Genomic DNA, 17,232 nt, shown 5'->3' on the forward strand with positions numbered 1-17,232 from the left:
AATGAAAGGACATGGTGCGTTACCTCCAAACTGATAACCTTTTAAAACAAAAAAGCTTCGATTTCATCGAAGCTTTTTTGTTTTAGTATTCCCATAGTCCCTGTTCATAATCCAGGACAGATTTTTTGATCCGTTCTGATTCATATAACCGCTCTTTAGGGTCACTGATAATATCTCTGATTTTGTTGTCACCAGGATTTGATTCTTTTACAATATAGCTTGCAAATAAGCGACGGATAAAGAAATCGTCGAAACTTAGATTTGAAGCATCATTATTGGTGTTAATTAATCTTTTGTGCGCAATGATTGGTCTCAGTTCATCGTAAGAAACCCAAAATACCGGCTGCCAGGTTTTTGATAACTCGTTATATTTTAAAGGAGCAATACCCACAATACGTGGTTCAAAAATTGATCTTTTGGTATCAAAAATCCAGTCTTCTTTAATACGAAACTTCAGAAACGATTCAGGATTAAAATCATTTACCACTGTTGTTACCGTTCCGGTTTGGTTATTCGATATTTCAGATGTACCTAAAGCCGCTTTAGCTGCAGAATCTGCGCTCATTGGAGAATGAAATGCATCATCTTCGTTTAAAACACTATCAATCGGCGAATAAGCGGTTAATTCTTCAGCTTTAATCGAAGCAACCAACACGTCAATAAATCTTCCCTTTGGTGATTTCAAAACCGAATTTACAGTGTCACGAAGATCGATTTCGCGCCAGATACGCTTGGCATAGAAAACATCCTCCTCGCGAACGTCTGCGAATGGAACCATCTCTGTACTATCAACATCCTTACGGGCATAAAATCCATCTTTCGGTGGAACCTTCAATTTTTTCTTCACTGTTGAAGCATTAACCGGCAATGTAACAGGTGTATTTGTCTCTGCTACAGGTGCAACAGCCGTCGATGCAGGCTTTTTAGGCGCCAACTTCGTTGGCTTCTTCTGTGCGAAGACTGCTGTTGTTAATACCGTTAAAATTGCAATGCTTAAAATCCTTTTCATCTCTTTTTATTTAACGTTGAATGATACCGAAGGTAAAATCTTCTGACGGCCATCAGGTCCTTGTGAGACGATATCATCAAAAAATACTTTCGATCCTGGAGTAATGGCATTCATAGCGCTCTTAACAGCACCCGCAAAGCTACCGCCACTTCCCTGAATTGTAACAGCTTCCGAACGCGGCTTAATTACAGTTAGTTTATATCTTAATATCTTAAAGCTTACATCAAAAGGAAAATCATCCAAATCTGCATCAATCTGAGATTCACTCTTCAATTGTACCGACGAAACATCACCTCCAATTCTGCCACCAACTTTTGCAATCGGAGCAGGAATAGCTTTTACCCTAAACTTTTGAGAACCTAAACTTACCGTCTTACCTCCGCTGTTAGCGGTAACATTGATGGAAACCTCCTGGCCAACTTGCGAACCACTTGCTAAAACATTGTATTTGCCCGCACCAGATTTACTGAGAGAAGCACCAGATGCACTTGCAACCACACTTTCTAAAGGAAAACCAGCAGCTGAAACTGAAAATGGGTTGGGAATACCAGCATAAATTACATTCATCTTGTCTGATGATACACTTGCCGATGGTTTAGCAACCTGGTATTTCTGGGGCTGAGTTTTGTATTCTTTTACCTGACCGTCAGTTTGTCGAACACGGATTGTTCCAACCCAGGTAAATTCACCTACAGAACCGGTACCGCCAGTATAGGTACCTTTTCCTTCTTTGATGGATAATTTGTTTCCGTTCACTGAAATATCAGGAGTGGATCTTGAGTCACTTGCTGTCAGGAATACTTCCGCTGTGTACGGTTGTCCCTGAATTACATAAGATGTTGGTGCAACAGCAACAGCAGCAAACTGATCCAGGTTAACCTGAGCTTTATCCATGTTACCGAATAATTTTTTGATTACCTCAGCCTCCGCATTCTTAGTATCTGTTTGCAATTTGGTTAAAATGGTCATTGCAGCAGTTAAAGGAACACCTTCACCAAAGTAGGTAGATTGCCAGTTTCCTTTTCTCGCACCTTCAGGATCCTTTGCTTCAAGCGAGAAGGCAACAGTTGCCCTATCCTGAGGATCAAGTAAAGCGATTAATTTCTGACGGGTGTCATTGATTTTAGTTTTCAGAACATCTGCCTTCTTTTGGTTGATCATGATATTCTGAGCAATATCCTGATTAGACCTGTTTACAAGATCTCCTGTTTCCTCATCAATACCATCACCAGCTTGTGTAAATTCTTTCTTTAAGCTTTCAATGTAATTATTCAGTTCATCAGCCGCTGCTCTGGCTTTGGTAGCCTTTTCGTAAATAGGTTGAGCACGAGCAGGCTCTTCTTTCAGTTTCGAATTTTCGAAAGCAGAAAATAACTGATTAATACTGGTATTAACGTTGTTTTTCGAAGTATCCAAACTATCGTTGATATTTTTGAATGCATCTAAAATTGTATCTGATACGTTTAAGGCAAGCATGGCCAACAATACCAAATACATGATATTGATCATCCGCTGCCTTGTTGTTTCTTTTCCGCCTGCCATGTGTTATGTAGCTTTCTTTTTAAAATTAAAAACTAAATAATTAAACACGTGGGCTATTCATAGCCGATAACATGTTACCATAAATCGCATTAAGTGATGATAAGTTTTTAGCCAACTTGTTAACTTCCTCTTTAAACTGTTTTGAATCTTCCATTGATTCATTAAAGTTCTGCATGGTAAGTGATAAGTTTGAATAGAACTTATTCATTGATTTTAAGTGCGCGCTTGAATCCTGTAGCTCTAATTCATATACTGCATTTAAAGCAGAAAGATTTTTAGCCAGATTATTTACCTGATCGTGGTATGCCTGAGTGTCAACATTGCTGTCGCCCATAGCTTTCAGATTAGCAGTAGCTTTTTCAAAAGAAGAACTTAAGCTGTCGAAACCTGCAGAAGCAGTTTTAACTTTACCTGTAAATTCGTTCGTTGCAGTAGCTGCGTCAGCAACATTTGAAATTGAACTCACTTTATCGCCAAAGGTACGTAAACCAGAACCAAGGCTTTCAATTAATTCAGGGCCGATTTTCGCATCAGATAACATTTTATCTAAAGCTGCTGTATTTGAAGCGGAAGCAACAGCTGCAACAGGTCTTGCAGAAGCAACCGGTAATTCACCTTTAAAATCTTCTCTTAATTCAGGATATACTTTTTCCCATGCTGGTTCAGGTTCTGGTGGAAAAAATCCTGTTAAGAAAAATAAGAAAGCCTCTACGCCAAGACCAAGACCTATCATATAGTTACCCACAATACCTCCAATGTGAAGGATTTTGAATAACGCTCCGATAATTACAATACTTGCTCCCCATGAAATCGCTACGTGTAACCAGCTTGGTTGTTTTTTTGCTGCCATAAAATTGATGTTTTTCTTTAGTCTTTAGTTCTTGTTTGGTTTGTTTCTAATTTCTTAAATCTGTGCCCGGGTATGATGAAACGCATCTGAATCCGATGTAAGATCTTTGCGTATCCTGGTATTCATATGTTCCAACTGAATTTTGTAAAAAGTAAGCAGTGTCTTTCCACGAACCACCTTTAACCACTTTTCGCTTTTTATATTTGCTATCGCCAGCGGCCGCATCATAAGTAAAATTTGGGTTTAAATCGTGAAGTAATGGCGAGGCACTTTTGTTATAAGCTGTCAAAGTCCACTCGGCAACGTTTCCAGCCATGTTATACAAGCCATAGTCATTCGGGAAGTAAGACCTTACGCCTACAGTATAAATACCCCCATCACTCGAATAATCTCCGCGTCCTGGTTTAAAGTTAGCTTGTAAACAGCCTTTCGTATTTCTGATATATGGTCCTCCCCATGGATACTTGGTTTTAGTATTGCCACCACGTGCAGCATATTCAAACTCAGTTTCAGCAGGCAGTCTGTAGTCAGACCTCGATCCTACCGGCAATCTTCTTGATGCCGCAACACCGTCGTAAAGTCTGGTTCTCCAGTGTGAAAATGCTTTAGCTTGTTCCCAGCTCACACCAACAACAGGATAATCATCATATGAGGGATGGTTATAATAACCGCGAACCATCGGATCATTTTGCGAATAGGAATAATCGGTTTTCCAAACCATGGTATCAGGATAGATGGCAATAGTAAAGCGATCGATATAGTCTTGACGTTTGCTATTGGGGTCTTTATGACCAGCTGCAGCCTTATCCATGTTAAGCTCCGCATATGTGTAAACAAATTTACGGATGTCAAATTCTTTTTTACCTGGAAGGGCGTCCAAACCAGAGTAATACATGCCATCTAACTGACTTTGCTGCGCCTGATTGCCACCTCTTCCTCTTGCACGCCAAATGTTTGCTCCGTTGTATCCCACTTTTTTCCAGTCGATATACTTATCGCCACCAACAGCTGTAGCAGAACCGTTTCTTGGCGTAACTGTAAATTGCTGCGGCATCCCCATCATCGTTACTGCAATCGAGTCACGTACCCAGTTTGTAAACTGGCGGTATTCTGCATTTGAAATTTCCGTCTGATCCATGAAGAATGCACTGATTGTTGTCATTCTGCTCGGGCCGTTCTGCGAAAACGTGATATCCTCGTCTGCCCCTCCCAGCGGAGTATGGCCCGGTGGGATGTAAACCATTCCTAATGGAATTCTGTTATTTTTAAATTTTCGGTTATAAGACCCTACTAACTCACCCTGACCTCCATGGCCACAGCTTGCCAGCAATACAGTTATACCTACAATAGCTAGAAGGTAAATTTTCTTCATATTCGTTATGGTGTGCAAAGCACGATTAGGAGCAATTTTCTCAAAAATCACTGAAATTATCAACAAAAGCAAATATTTTACGCCAAATAGTATTATTTAACAAAGAAAGTTGGTTTATCAAAACTACGGAGCCTAATATTCTTGTTACAATAAATGCGTAACTCTCTAATAACAGCAAAGTTACGCATTTATTGTATTGACTAACAAAAAATATTTAATGTATTATTTATTAGATACTTTAATGTAATTTTCAATAGCCATAGTCATTGAGGGAACACCCGGGGTTGGTGCTGCAATATCTACAATCAGATCCATGTCCGTACAAGCCTTACTGGTATTCACACCAAAAGCCGCAATACGGGTATTATTCTGCTTAAAATCAGGGAAATTTTTAAATAAAGATTGAATACTGGAAGGACTAAAGAAAGCGATTACATCGTAAAAAACTTCAGCAAGATCAGACAAGTCACTCACTACCGTTCTAAACAATACAGCCGGTGTAAAATCATATCCGCTTTTTTCCAGAAATTTCATCGTATCTTCTGTAGCTACGTCAGAACATGGGTACAAGAATTTTTCGCTTGCATGTTTTTTTAACACTTCCGCAAGGTCGGCCGCTGTTTGCTTTCCAAAAAAGATTTTGCGTTTACGGTATTGTATATATTTCTGTAAATACAACGCGATAGTTTCAGACAGACAAAAATACTTCAGCTCAGCTGGTACTTCATAACGCATTTCTTCGCAGATTCTGAAGAAATGATCCGCAGCGTTGCGGCTGGTAAAAATAACCGCTGTGAAATCAGCAAGGTTAATCTTATCTTTCCTGAAGTCCCTTGCCGGCACCCCTTCAACATGGATAAATGACCTGAAATCAACCTTTAAGTTGTGTTTTTTAGCCAAATCGTAGTAAGGAGATTTTTCTGTTTCAGGTTTTGGTAATGTAACCAAAATACTTTTCACTTTGCGAATTCTAGAGTCGTTCTTTTCTTGCATTTTCCTTTTTCCTGCTACAATCCTATAGTTTTAATTAGTATTAAAATAGGACATATTTCGAGGGCGCAAAAGTACAAAATTAAATGCATTTTTGAAAACTTATTATTTGAAAGTATCGTCACTCCCGCCCGCAATAATTGTATAGCAAAAATCAGTCCTAACAATAAGAATGCCAACACAATATATGCTTCACCATATTTAAGTGGGGATAATGCAAACGACACTACAAGGGGAATAAACAAAAGTGAAGCATTAAAATAACTCAAATACAATATGGAGATGTATTCACCTACTGGTTTTTGAACATTGAACAGAAAACCCAAAAACCTCAATACCAACATCTTAAGGGCATAAAAAACAATTATAGTAACAGAGATGGTAAAGAAAAACTTAAATCCGTCTTTTGCCTGATACATATCTTTCCACTGCGCAACCAGAAAGAAGAACATTCCGAACACAAAACCAAATTGCACAAAAAGCAACAAAAACGGCCAGGAGCTAAACAGGTTGTCTTCTTTATTAATGTTATTTAATATCCGGTTGCTAAAGAAAGATTGGACAATGGCATATAGCTGCTTCGAAAATGCATACTTCAGGATCGCAAAAATAATCAGCATTAGAAATACAAAACCCAACAACCCTACATTCCCCTTTCTTATACGGGTACCCAGCTGGTAAGGATTTGCTTTTTTCTTTAAGTGCTGGTATTGGTGTTGCCAGGCAAGTAAATCAAGTTTAGGATAAATGTATTCTTTCTGAAGTGTATCAAGTAGAGCACCCTTGTTAATCAAGCTGTCAGGCAACACCCAGGTATGTCTCATCAAAGAATCAGTAACAAAAACCTGACGTGCTTCTGTAGCTGAATCCACCCTATATCTTTTATACCGATATTTTACCGCCGCAACCGAATCTAAGCCAATAACGGGTTCCTGAGCTGCTAAAACACTTGCAGACAAAAGAAAGGCAAACAAAAGGTAAAAAAATTTCGACATGCTTTAAACGATAGCTCAAAATGCAAAAGTATAGCATTAATCATTGTTTACCTAAATAAATAAACAGATTTCAGAGTACCTAAAAAACTGGAAACTAAATGCAGCGTTAAAATTATATCTACTAATTCTATAGATATAATTGCAGTTGTAAGTTTTATTTTTAAATTTGCCCGGAATAAGCGAAAAGAAAACAATAGACCATGTCAGTTCACGGTGCCATCATCCCCCCTGATTCCGTAAAAAATTTAGAATTTTCTATGCGAATGGCAAACATGTGTTGTTGTTGAAAAATATACGATAGCCCAGTCTTTGTACTGGAATAAGCAAATATCAATTCGACTATTTGAAAACACCTGTAAACTTTAAATCTTGAAAAGAGATATATCATTACCTGGCATAGCCCTGTTTACTCCTTGAGAGAAACAACAAAATAGTGATCAATAGCATTCAATTGCCTGGCTTTAAGAAGTTGGCGATAAATAAGAGAGGAGGAAATTAACCAGAAATAACTTAACATAAAAAGGAGAGGAATGCAATGCATCCCTCCCAGGTTCAAATTAATGAAACAGGCTATCAATTGGCGTTGGCGCCTGTTCCAACTGACAAAATAAACCCATTAAAGATATGCAAATAAATGAAAAGGTCGGGATGACCTTTCAATCTGTGCTGCGAAATAGTTTCAACAAACTGAGGTACAGATTTAAAGAAATCAAAAAGCCAATGCTTGCCGCAATGGCTTTTAGCCTGTGCGTCGTGTATGCCCAGGCACAAATCAAAACCCAGCCTCTGGTCAATTCAACCCTCACCGGGCGGGTACTGGATGCGAAAGACAAACAGCCTATTCCGGGCGCAATTGTACACATTCAGGGCACCACACACGAAGTAGTAACAGATGACCAGGGTAGATTCAACTTTGTAACCGGGCAGAAATTCCCCTATACCTTATTGGTAAGCTACATTGGATATAAAAAAACCGAGGTCATAGCAACAGGTAAACATCTTGATATCGAATTGGAAGAAACCGCCAATAATCTCAACGACCTGGTTGTAGTGGGCTATGGTACTCAAAAAAAGAGCGACTTAACCGGATCAATTTCAACGATTTCACAAACAGCATTAAAGCAGCCGGTATCGTCACTGGATCAGGCGCTGAAAGGTGCCGCAGCAGGCGTACATGTTACACAAACTTCAGGTCAGCCGGGAGGCGGCGTAAGTATTCGAATCAGGGGAGGAAGCTCAATTCAGGGAGGAAATGAACCGCTGTATGTGATCGATGGATTCCCGGTCTATAATAGTCCAACCACGTCTGGCGTAGTTAGCGGCACGTTAATCAATCCATTGTCCAGCATTAATCCAGCAGATATCGAAACCATTGATATTTTAAAAGACGCATCTGCAACTGCCATTTATGGATCCCGCGGGGCAAACGGCGTTGTGATCGTAACTACAAAAAAAGGCAAGGCAGATCGTGCCGCAATCAACTACGAAGGCAGTGTAGGTGTGCAGTCGCTACGCAAGAAAATTGATTTATTAAACGCCCGCGACTTTGCCATCCTGCGCAACGACGCCTTATATGATGCAACGCCTGCAAACGGTCGTTTTCAGTACCTGAGTGAGGCGCAGATTAATAATCTCGGCGCAGGTACCGATTGGCAGGATGAGGCGTTCAGATCTGCAAATACCCAAAACCACAACCTTTCCGTAAGTGGAGGAAATTCAAAAACCAGATATCTCCTTTCGGCAAATTACTTCAGCCAGGATGGGATTGTTAAGAATACGGATTTTAGCAGACTGAGTTTTAGAGCGAATGTTGATGCCAATCCATTCGAAAAATTGAAAATTAGCGCCAGCCTGAATTTCAATAAATCTGATGCGAACCTGTCTCCTTCTGGTATCATTAGTGGCTTACTCACCATGCCTGCAACTGCAAGCGTTTATCAGCCTAACGGGACTTACACACTCAGAAACCCGTTCGAAAACATTTTCGCAAACCCCATTGCTTCCCTTAATGAACAGGTTAATAAATCAACTGCCAACCGCTTACTGGGGACGGCCTTCGCAGAATACACCATCATCCCAGGACTAAACGTGAAAGTATTATTTGGTACTGACATAAATAATGGCATTGAAAAAAGTTATATCCCGGCTACAATTTACGAAGGTAGCCTGACAAATGGAACAGCCGCCAGAGGTGCTTTAAACTCGTACTCGTGGCTAAATGAAAATACGATCACTTACAATAAAACCATTGGCAAAAACGACTTTGGTTTATTGGCAGGCTTTACACAACAGGAATATCGGATTGAAGAATTCAACGCAGGGGCACAAAACTTTATACTCGACGACCTGAGCTATAATTCGTTGCAAAGTGGATCAACCCTTGTACGCCCGGCTTCAGACGCCTCACAGTGGATTCTTCATTCCTACCTGGGCCGTATAAATTACAACTACGATCGCAGATACTTTGTAACGGCCAGTTTACGTGCTGATGGTTCATCCAGATTCGGTGCGGGCAATAAATGGGGTTACTTTCCTTCCGCAGCCTTATCATGGAAGTTAAGCAACGAAAAATTCTTCCAGCCTTTGCTTAAAACTTTCAGCGATGTAAAACTCCGCGCCAGCTTTGGTACAACAGGAAACCTTGAAATTGGCGAATATCAGTCGCTGGCTACTTTGGGAACTTATACCTACATCATTGGCGGAAATATTCTTACCGGTTTCGCACCCACTCGAATTGCCAATGATCAGTTAAGCTGGGAAACAACCTACCAATACAATACAGGCTTAGACATTGGCCTGTTCAACAACCGTATCCAACTCACACTGGATGCCTATTACAAAAAAACAACTGATTTATTACTGAATGTAGAACTGCCCTGGACTACCGGACAGGCTTCCGTTTTACAGAATTTCGGATCAGTAAGTAATAAAGGTTTTGAAATTGGATTGAACACCAGAAATTTAACTGATGGCTTTACCTGGAACACAAATGTAAACTTTTCTGTAAATAGGAATAAGGTATTAACCATTGGTAATGGCGCAACATCCTATATCACTGGCAACTACATTATACGCGTTGGTGAGCCATTGGGAAGTTTCTATGGAACAGTCACCGATGGAATTCTGCAAACGGGTGAAGAAGCTGCCAAAGGTAAATACACCGGAAGCGCCGTTCCTAAGGCTGGTGTCAGAATATATAAAGATTTAAATGGCGATGGTACTTTCACTACGGCATTAGACAGAACCATTATTGGCAACGCCCAACCAGATTTCATCTTCGGTTTAACCAACACCTTTGAGTGGAGGGGTATCGATTTGTCAATATTTATCCAGGGTGCTTATGGCAACCAGATCCTGAATGCCAATAAGCAAACACTGGAACTGTTCACCGGACAGCAGAACGCTTCAGCATCGGCATTAGATCGATGGACACCCACGAATCCAAGCCAAACTATTCCAAGAGCAAAACTGGATCCTGCGCCTGTGTTCTCAGACCGGTTTATTGAGGACGGTTCTTTTCTTAGATTAAAGAATGTGAATCTAGGCTACACCTTGCCCAAAGCTTTTACTCAAAAGGCTAAAATCAATAACATCTATTTCTACGTAAGTGGCCAGAATCTATTGACATGGACAAAATACACCGGATTTGATCCTGAAATTACATCAGGAAGCAATGTTTCTCCCGGAACAGATTCAGGGATTTACCCTGTATCCAGAGCCATTTACGCCGGAATAAAAATCACACTATAACCTGATCAGATATGAGAAAGAATAATATACTATACGTTTTCACTATTGGTTTGCTTACGTTATGGAGTTGCAGCAAACTTGATGAAAAGCCCGAATCGATATTGGTAACCAGCGAATTTTATCAAAATGAGTCACAAGCCACCGCTGCTGTTACCGCCGCTTACCGAAAATTATATGATAGTGGTCAGTCCCTTTACAACAGCCTGCTCCAGATCGGAGTTGAAATGGCTACCGATGACTACGAAGCCGGACCACGGGCAAGAAATGCCCATGTCCGGGCAATTTCAGGGCTCACACACGATTCATCAAATGACAGAATGGAACAACTATGGAAACAAAGTTACGACGCCATCAACGTTTCAAACATTGCTATCGAAAAAATTGCTTTAATTGATGCCAGCCAGATTAGTGAGCAATCAAGAGCGAAACTGATTAATGAAGCAAAATTTTTGAGAGCACTGCATTATTTTAATCTTGTGCGGTGGTTTGGCGATGTGCCGCTCATACTAAAAGAAACCACGAGCTTAAGCCCTGAAAGTCTTTATATCGCGAAATCACCGGAAGCAGATGTTTACGCACAAATCATTAAAGATTTAAAAGACGCCGAATCCTTACCCAATCCATTACAACAAACAGCAAGGGATATTGGCCGTGCAACAGCGGGCTCCGCTAAAAGCCTGCTATCGAAAGTCTATCTCACGCAAAAAGACTGGTCAAATGCTGCTGCCAAAAGCAAAGAAGTGATTGATAGCAAATGGTATAGCCTCTTCGATAATTTTGCTGATGTATTCAATGTAGCTACGAAAAACGGAAAGGAACACATCTTTTCAGCACAGTTTCAGGGTAATTCAGGCTACCAGGGCAATAGCCTTGCAAGCAGATCAGCTTCGGCAGATGTACCTGGAATTAATGGTGATTACGCCGATGCACTTCACACCGCAGGAGGACTTTATAATACCTATGCAAATGAAGATACGCGAAAAGCAGTGACTTTTGTAACGCAACTGGTGAGCCCAACAGACGGCAAGCTATATACCTTCGCGCCACAGTTTAATAAATATTACGATCCCGCTGTGATCGGCAATCAAAGTCAGTCGTCTAAAAACACGCCAATTATCCGATATGCAGAGGTTTTATTAATCTATGCAGAAGCCACTAATGAAATCAATCATGGGCCAAATGCCGATGCTTATGCTGCTATCAACCTCGTTCGCCAACGGGCACGTATTGCGAAACTTGCCGACATTTCACCAGCTTTAAACGAAAGTGATTTTAGAGACGCTGTATTCCTGGAGCGCCGCAAAGAATTCGTTTATGAATATCAACGCTGGTTTGACCTGGTTAGACGCGGCGCTGATTATTATATCGCAACTTTGAAGGCCGCAGGGAAAACACTCGCAGCTAAACGTCACACCCACTTCCCTACTCCGCTAAGGGAAATTAACCTAAACCCCAAACTGAAACAGCACCCTGATTGGGTGGGATATTAATTAACCCTCAATGCAAATAAAACATGAAGATATTAATCAGTAAATCCGCCATCAGGGCGGCAATATTAAGCGCAGGAATCGGATTAACGGTGTCAACTGGTTTTGCACAACAAAAGAAACCAAATATCATTCTCATTCTCGTAGATGATTTAGGTTTTTCAGATACCGGGCCTTATGGTGCAAATGAAATCCAGACTCCTAACCTGAATGAACTGGCAAAGGGCGGATTAAAACTCAAGGAATTCTATAACAACTCGATATGTGCCCCCACCAGGGCCTCCGTATTAACGGGTCAATACCAACATAAAGCTGGCGTGGGCTATTTTAACGTTAACCTCGGTCTGCCAGCCTACCAGGGCTTTCTCAACAAAGAAAGTTTGACCCTTGCAGAGGTGTTGCACAATGCCGGGTATACTACGTTAATGTCGGGAAAATGGCATGTTGGCGACGACAAAGACCAGTGGCCAAATCAACGTGGCTTTGATCAGTTCTTTGGCTTCATCGGTGGTGCAAGCAATTACTATGAAATTGCTGATCGGCAAAATCCAACTGTTCCACTAGTCAGAAACAACAAGCCGGTTTACCTGGAACCGGGGAAATACCTCACAGATGAGATTACCAATAACGCGCTGAATTTCATTTCCGAGCAGGATAAAGATAAAAAACCGTTTTTCCTATATCTGGCTTTTAACGCACCCCACTGGCCTCTACAAGCCTTACCAGCCGACATTGAAAAGTACAAAGACACCTACAAACTTGGCTGGGATTCGCTCCGTAAACAACGTTATCAAAATGCCATTAAAGCGGGTGTCATTTCTGCGGATCAAAAAATTACCTCACACGATCAGGACGTGAAGCCGTGGGATAAACTAACCTACGATGAACAACAATACTGGTCACTTCGCCAGGCCGTTTTCGCGGCCATGATCGATCATGTAGACCAGAGCATTGGCAAGCTCCGCAGCAAATTAAAAGAGCTTAAAAAAGACGACAATACCCTGATCGTTTTCATTTCAGATAACGGCGCTCAGGGTGGCAACGGAACGCGACCTTACAGTCAGCGCACTACAGAAACAGTAGGTGCCCCAGGTTCTTACGAAACCCAAAACAGCAACTGGTCACAAACCGGCAATTCGCCTCTCCGCAATTATAAAGCTACGCCCTATGAAGGTGGCATCAGTGCCCCATTTATTGCCTGGTTTCCTTCAAAAATTAAAGCAGGGACAATCAAAAAAGGAACCGGACACATCATCGATCTGGCACCTACTTTCTACGAACTGGCAGGAGCCAAATATCCAGCCACATTTAATGGTGTACAAACAAACCCCTTAGCCGGCCAGAGCCTGCTTCCGCTGTTGACCGGAAATGCTGAGGAAATCCAGAGAAAAGAACCACTGGCATGGGAAAGGGGTGGTAACAAAGCCATTCGTGATGGAAAATGGAAACTCGTTTCAATAGGCACCAATGGTGCCAAATATGAGCTGTACGATATTGAAAAAGACAGGGCTGAAAATAATGACCTTGCAGCAAAACACCCCGAAATTGTAGACAAACTCAAGTTGGAATATGTCCAATGGGCTCATAAAAATGACGTTGTAGATTACAATATCCTCCGCCCCAAAGCAATTGTTCAACCTGGCAGACCACAAACCTCAGCAGCGAGAGAAAGAAGAAATTAATCAATAAATTAAAAGCGATGAAGAATTCATTTTTAATATTGCTGGCTTTGATACTGATCAATTCCCACAATACACGTGCACAACAAAACAAGCACCCAAACATCATCCTTATTTTAGCTGATGATTTAGGCTATTCTGATATAGGGGAATATGGATCTGAGATTCAAACCCCGAATCTGGATAAATTAGCGAATCAGGGCATCAGATTGAAAGAGTTTTATAACAATTCCATCTGTGCTCCAACGAGGGCATCTCTGCTTACAGGGCAGTATCAGCACAAAGCTGGTGTAGGTTATTTCGCCAATGACCTGGGTTTGCCGGCTTATCAGGGATACCTGAATAAGGAATCGCTAACCATGGCAGAAGTACTCAAAAATAACGGATATACCACGTTGCTTTCGGGTAAATGGCACGTTTCTGGAAAAGATCAGAGTTTCCCCTGGCAACGCGGCTTCGACAGAAGTCTGATGGCCAATAACGGCAGTTACTTCGATCAGGGAGACTTTAATGGTGGAAAAAAACAGCCTTATATGCTGGATGGAAAACCTTACCCCTTGGAAGCAGGGAAGTTTTATCAAACAGATGTGGTAACCGAACAGGCAGTAACTTACATTGCTGAAGAGGCCAAAAAAGACAAACCATTTTTTCTTTATTTAGCCTACACCGCGCCCCATTGGCCTTTACATGCCCTGCCTGAAGATATCGCCAAATACAAAGGCAAATATGACAAAGGTTGGGATGAATTAAGAAAAACGCGTTTTGCTAAACAGAAGCAACTGGGGATTGTAGCTGAAAACACCACTCCATCAGTTAAAAATGATGACATCTACGACTGGAGTAGACTTTCTTACGATCAACGCCATCAATGGGCCACTAAGATGGAAGTCTTCTCTGCAATGGTGGATCGGATGGACCAGGGAATTGGCAAGGTACTGGAACAGTTGAAAAAAAGCGGAGCTGATCAGAACACCCTGATCGTCTTCATATCCGATAATGGTGCTCCTGCAGAGGAGATGATAAAATGGCATAACGGAGCCATCAGAAATACTGGACCTGTAGGTACTATCGGCTCGTACGAATCGCAAAGCAAAAACTGGTCTTATGCTTCTAATACTCCTTTTCTTGCCTTTAAAGATGATATGTATGAGGGTGGAATCAGCTCGCCGTTCATTGCCTGGTTTCCATCAAAAATTAAAGGCGGACAAATCAAAAAAGGCACAGGACATATTATCGACTTAGCACCAACCTTTTACGAACTATCAGGCGCCGCATATCCGAAAAAATTTAATCAGACAATACCAAACGCGCTTCCGGGTAAGAGTTTATTGCCCGTTTTATTTAGCAAACAAGATACCGTTCAGCGAAACGAGCCTTTGTTTTGGGAAAGGGCAGGAAACAGGGCAGTAAGATCTGGTAAATGGAAACTGGTATCACATTGGCCAAGCTACAGTTGGGAGTTATACAACCTGGAGAATGATAGAGGTGAAACTCAAAATCTCGCAGCGAAAAACCATGAGCTGGTTAGTCAGTTATCTGTTAAATATTTTAATTGGGCAAAGAAAACCGGCGTAGTAGATTTCAGCACGCTTGAAGATAAGGAACCGCAATCGATGAAGGACTTCAGGAAAAGTAAAATTCAGGATCCTGTTGGCCCCAGCGGCTTCGGATTCTAAATTTGGCAGATGAAGTATAAAAAAAAAGCAACAGGGAGATTCCTTGTTGCTTTTTTTGTAAAATAACCTGAGTGTTTTTTCTGGCACCTAATATATCCAGCCAGGAGAGGGCTTTACGTTGCCGCCAGTAATCTGCACAACAGAGTTAGGTGTTGGCCAGGCTGTTATGTAATCGCCTTGCTTAACATAAGTAACATAGGGTTTTCCCCATGGATATAAGGCGCCGTTATTCGCTTTGAATTTATTGGTCAGCCAGGTACCCCAACGTAATTCGTCGAAATAGTTAATACCTTCATTTACAAATTCAATCCTCCGCTCATTTCTGATCCGTTCACGAAGGTCGGCCTGCGAACTCACATAAGTAGGCAATGCAGCATTGGTAATCTGTAATAAAGCAACTCCTGCTCTGGACCTCACTAAATTAACCAAATCTACCGTTGATTGTGTTACTCCTGATACTTCGTTCGCGCTCTCGGCCCAATTCAGCAACACATCAGCATAGCGAATAATCGGAAAATCAACCGGCGTTTGGGTCCTCACCCATGTCTCAGCGGTACCTGTTTCCACAAATTTCCGGTAGTAATAAAAACCAACTGTATTGTCTGCCCTGATATCGAACGAAGGTGCCGTTTCTGCCCGATATGGCCAGCGCCAGTACTTAGCTACGGTATTCGGACCGAAAAATGTACTGTAAGGGGTAATTAAACTTTGGTTCATTCGCGGATCCCGGCTGGCGTATGCCCTGAGTATCCTGGCTTCGTTTCCAGCTGGCAGATATAGCGACACCTGTGCGCCTCTCGTAGCAGCAGCCGTTAATTCCGCAGCTGTTGCACCGTCACGAATAAAATAGACTTCACGCTGTGCCGGTGTTAATGCGGAATATCCGGGAATGACAGTGTCCCAGTTAAATTTAGAGCCGTCAACATTCTCGTAAAGATCCGCAAGGTAGGGCGATGCATTGTAGTAACTCCAGCAAGATCCATTTGCAGCCCTGGTTCCGTTATAAAAACTGATATCCGAACCATAACCTGCAAGATCTATATTCTGCATCGAAAAAATCATTTCCGGCGACTGCTCATTAGCCAGCTTGAACAGCTGATTATAACTGTCTGCGCCCGCCCCTGTATATAGAGCAAATCCTAAGCTTGGTAGCTGCTGAAAATCTGCAATAGCAGCAGCCCAGTTCTTCTGATACATGTAAACTTTTCCACGTAACGCATAGGCTGCTCCTTTAGTTATACGTCCATAGTCACCAGACCCTGCAGCATATTTACCAGGTAGATTAGTCTCATTGATCGCATCGGTAAGATCGGTGATAATGCTTGTCCACACTTCATCTGTAGTGCTGCGGGCTTTGTTGAATTTATCGTATTCCGTAGGCTCAAGATAAATGGGAACCCCCTGGAAAACCTGATTTAAACGGTAATAGAAATATGCCCTTAAAAACTTACATTCTGCCACATACTGCGCTTTTTTTACCGCCGTAGACGGTGATTGAAGCGGGATATTCTTAATCGCATCGTTTGCTCTTGCTATGCCTTCGTATAATGCCTGCCAGGCGGTGCTAAACAGCGACAAACTTGGCGTTGCAGTTCCTGCGGTAAGATCAGTAGCAAAATAGGCCTGTCCAGTATAGCCGTATCGGTCAGTACTGTATAATTCATAAAGCATATCACCTTCTCCGTTTTTCGTTCCTCCCCTTAGTGCGGCATAAACACCATTTACGCCTTCTATGGTCGATGCATCGGATGTCCACATCGTTTTGGAAGACAATTGATTATCCGGCACCGTATTTAATAAATTCTTTTTGCAGCTGCTTAAAAATACCAACGCAACAACGCATATCTGTATTATTTTTTTCATGATCGTTTGATGATTATTT

At 41.6% G+C, this 17,232-nt stretch carries 11 protein-coding genes; 4 read left to right on the plus strand and 7 right to left on the minus strand.

Going from position 1 to position 17,232, the window contains the following annotated elements; all coding sequences use genetic code 11:
- Positions 1-82: 82 nt before the first annotated feature.
- The 6 genes from porN to AC570I_RS05625 form a co-directional block, all read right to left on the minus strand.
- Entirely contained in the window at positions 83-1,009 is a 927-nt protein-coding gene (gene porN, locus AC570I_RS05600) for a type IX secretion system ring subunit PorN/GldN (RefSeq protein WP_497404714.1), read from the minus strand.
- Positions 1,010-1,015: 6 nt separating this feature from the next.
- Positions 1,016-2,551, minus strand: coding sequence for a type IX secretion system motor protein PorM/GldM (porM, locus tag AC570I_RS05605; protein WP_497404715.1), 1,536 nt, complete (start codon positions 2,549-2,551; stop codon positions 1,016-1,018).
- A gap of 40 nt (positions 2,552-2,591) precedes the next feature.
- Positions 2,592-3,401, minus strand: coding sequence for a type IX secretion system motor protein PorL/GldL (gene porL, locus AC570I_RS05610; RefSeq protein ID WP_497404716.1), 810 nt, complete (start codon positions 3,399-3,401; stop codon positions 2,592-2,594).
- A 46-nt stretch (positions 3,402-3,447) separates the two neighbouring features.
- A complete protein-coding gene (porK, locus tag AC570I_RS05615) occupies positions 3,448-4,773 on the minus strand; it encodes a T9SS ring complex lipoprotein PorK/GldK (protein ID WP_047800227.1) in 1,326 nt (441 codons plus the stop codon).
- A gap of 222 nt (positions 4,774-4,995) precedes the next feature.
- Positions 4,996-5,766 carry a uroporphyrinogen-III synthase gene (locus AC570I_RS05620; RefSeq protein ID WP_047800226.1) on the minus strand — a complete coding sequence of 257 codons (771 nt, stop codon included), beginning with the start codon at positions 5,764-5,766 and terminating at the stop codon, positions 4,996-4,998.
- A 14-nt stretch (positions 5,767-5,780) separates the two neighbouring features.
- A complete protein-coding gene (locus tag AC570I_RS05625; protein WP_497404717.1) occupies positions 5,781-6,758 on the minus strand; it encodes a DUF4271 domain-containing protein in 978 nt (325 codons plus the stop codon).
- A gap of 624 nt (positions 6,759-7,382) precedes the next feature.
- Between AC570I_RS05625 and AC570I_RS05630 the strand changes: the two genes are divergently transcribed.
- From AC570I_RS05630 to AC570I_RS05645, 4 genes are read left to right on the plus strand one after another with little or no spacing between them, the layout of a single operon-like run.
- Positions 7,383-10,508: a SusC/RagA family TonB-linked outer membrane protein gene (locus tag AC570I_RS05630; protein ID WP_497404718.1), complete on the plus strand. Its 3,126-nt coding sequence runs from the start codon at positions 7,383-7,385 to the stop codon at positions 10,506-10,508.
- 11 nt (positions 10,509-10,519) lie between these two features.
- A complete protein-coding gene (locus AC570I_RS05635; protein WP_497404719.1) occupies positions 10,520-11,998 on the plus strand; it encodes a RagB/SusD family nutrient uptake outer membrane protein in 1,479 nt (492 codons plus the stop codon).
- 23 nt (positions 11,999-12,021) lie between these two features.
- Positions 12,022-13,677 carry an arylsulfatase gene (locus tag AC570I_RS05640; RefSeq protein ID WP_497404720.1) on the plus strand — a complete coding sequence of 552 codons (1,656 nt, stop codon included), beginning with the start codon at positions 12,022-12,024 and terminating at the stop codon, positions 13,675-13,677.
- Positions 13,678-13,694: 17 nt separating this feature from the next.
- Positions 13,695-15,350, plus strand: coding sequence for an arylsulfatase (locus AC570I_RS05645; RefSeq protein WP_497404721.1), 1,656 nt, complete (start codon positions 13,695-13,697; stop codon positions 15,348-15,350).
- Positions 15,351-15,437: 87 nt separating this feature from the next.
- Here AC570I_RS05645 and AC570I_RS05650 read toward each other — a convergent pair whose 3' ends face one another.
- On the minus strand, positions 15,438-17,213 hold the full coding sequence (locus AC570I_RS05650) for a RagB/SusD family nutrient uptake outer membrane protein (RefSeq protein WP_497404722.1): 1,776 nt from the start codon (positions 17,211-17,213) through the stop codon (positions 15,438-15,440).
- Positions 17,214-17,232: the final 19 nt, after the last annotated feature.

The organism is Pedobacter sp. A2324 (assembly GCF_059693705.1).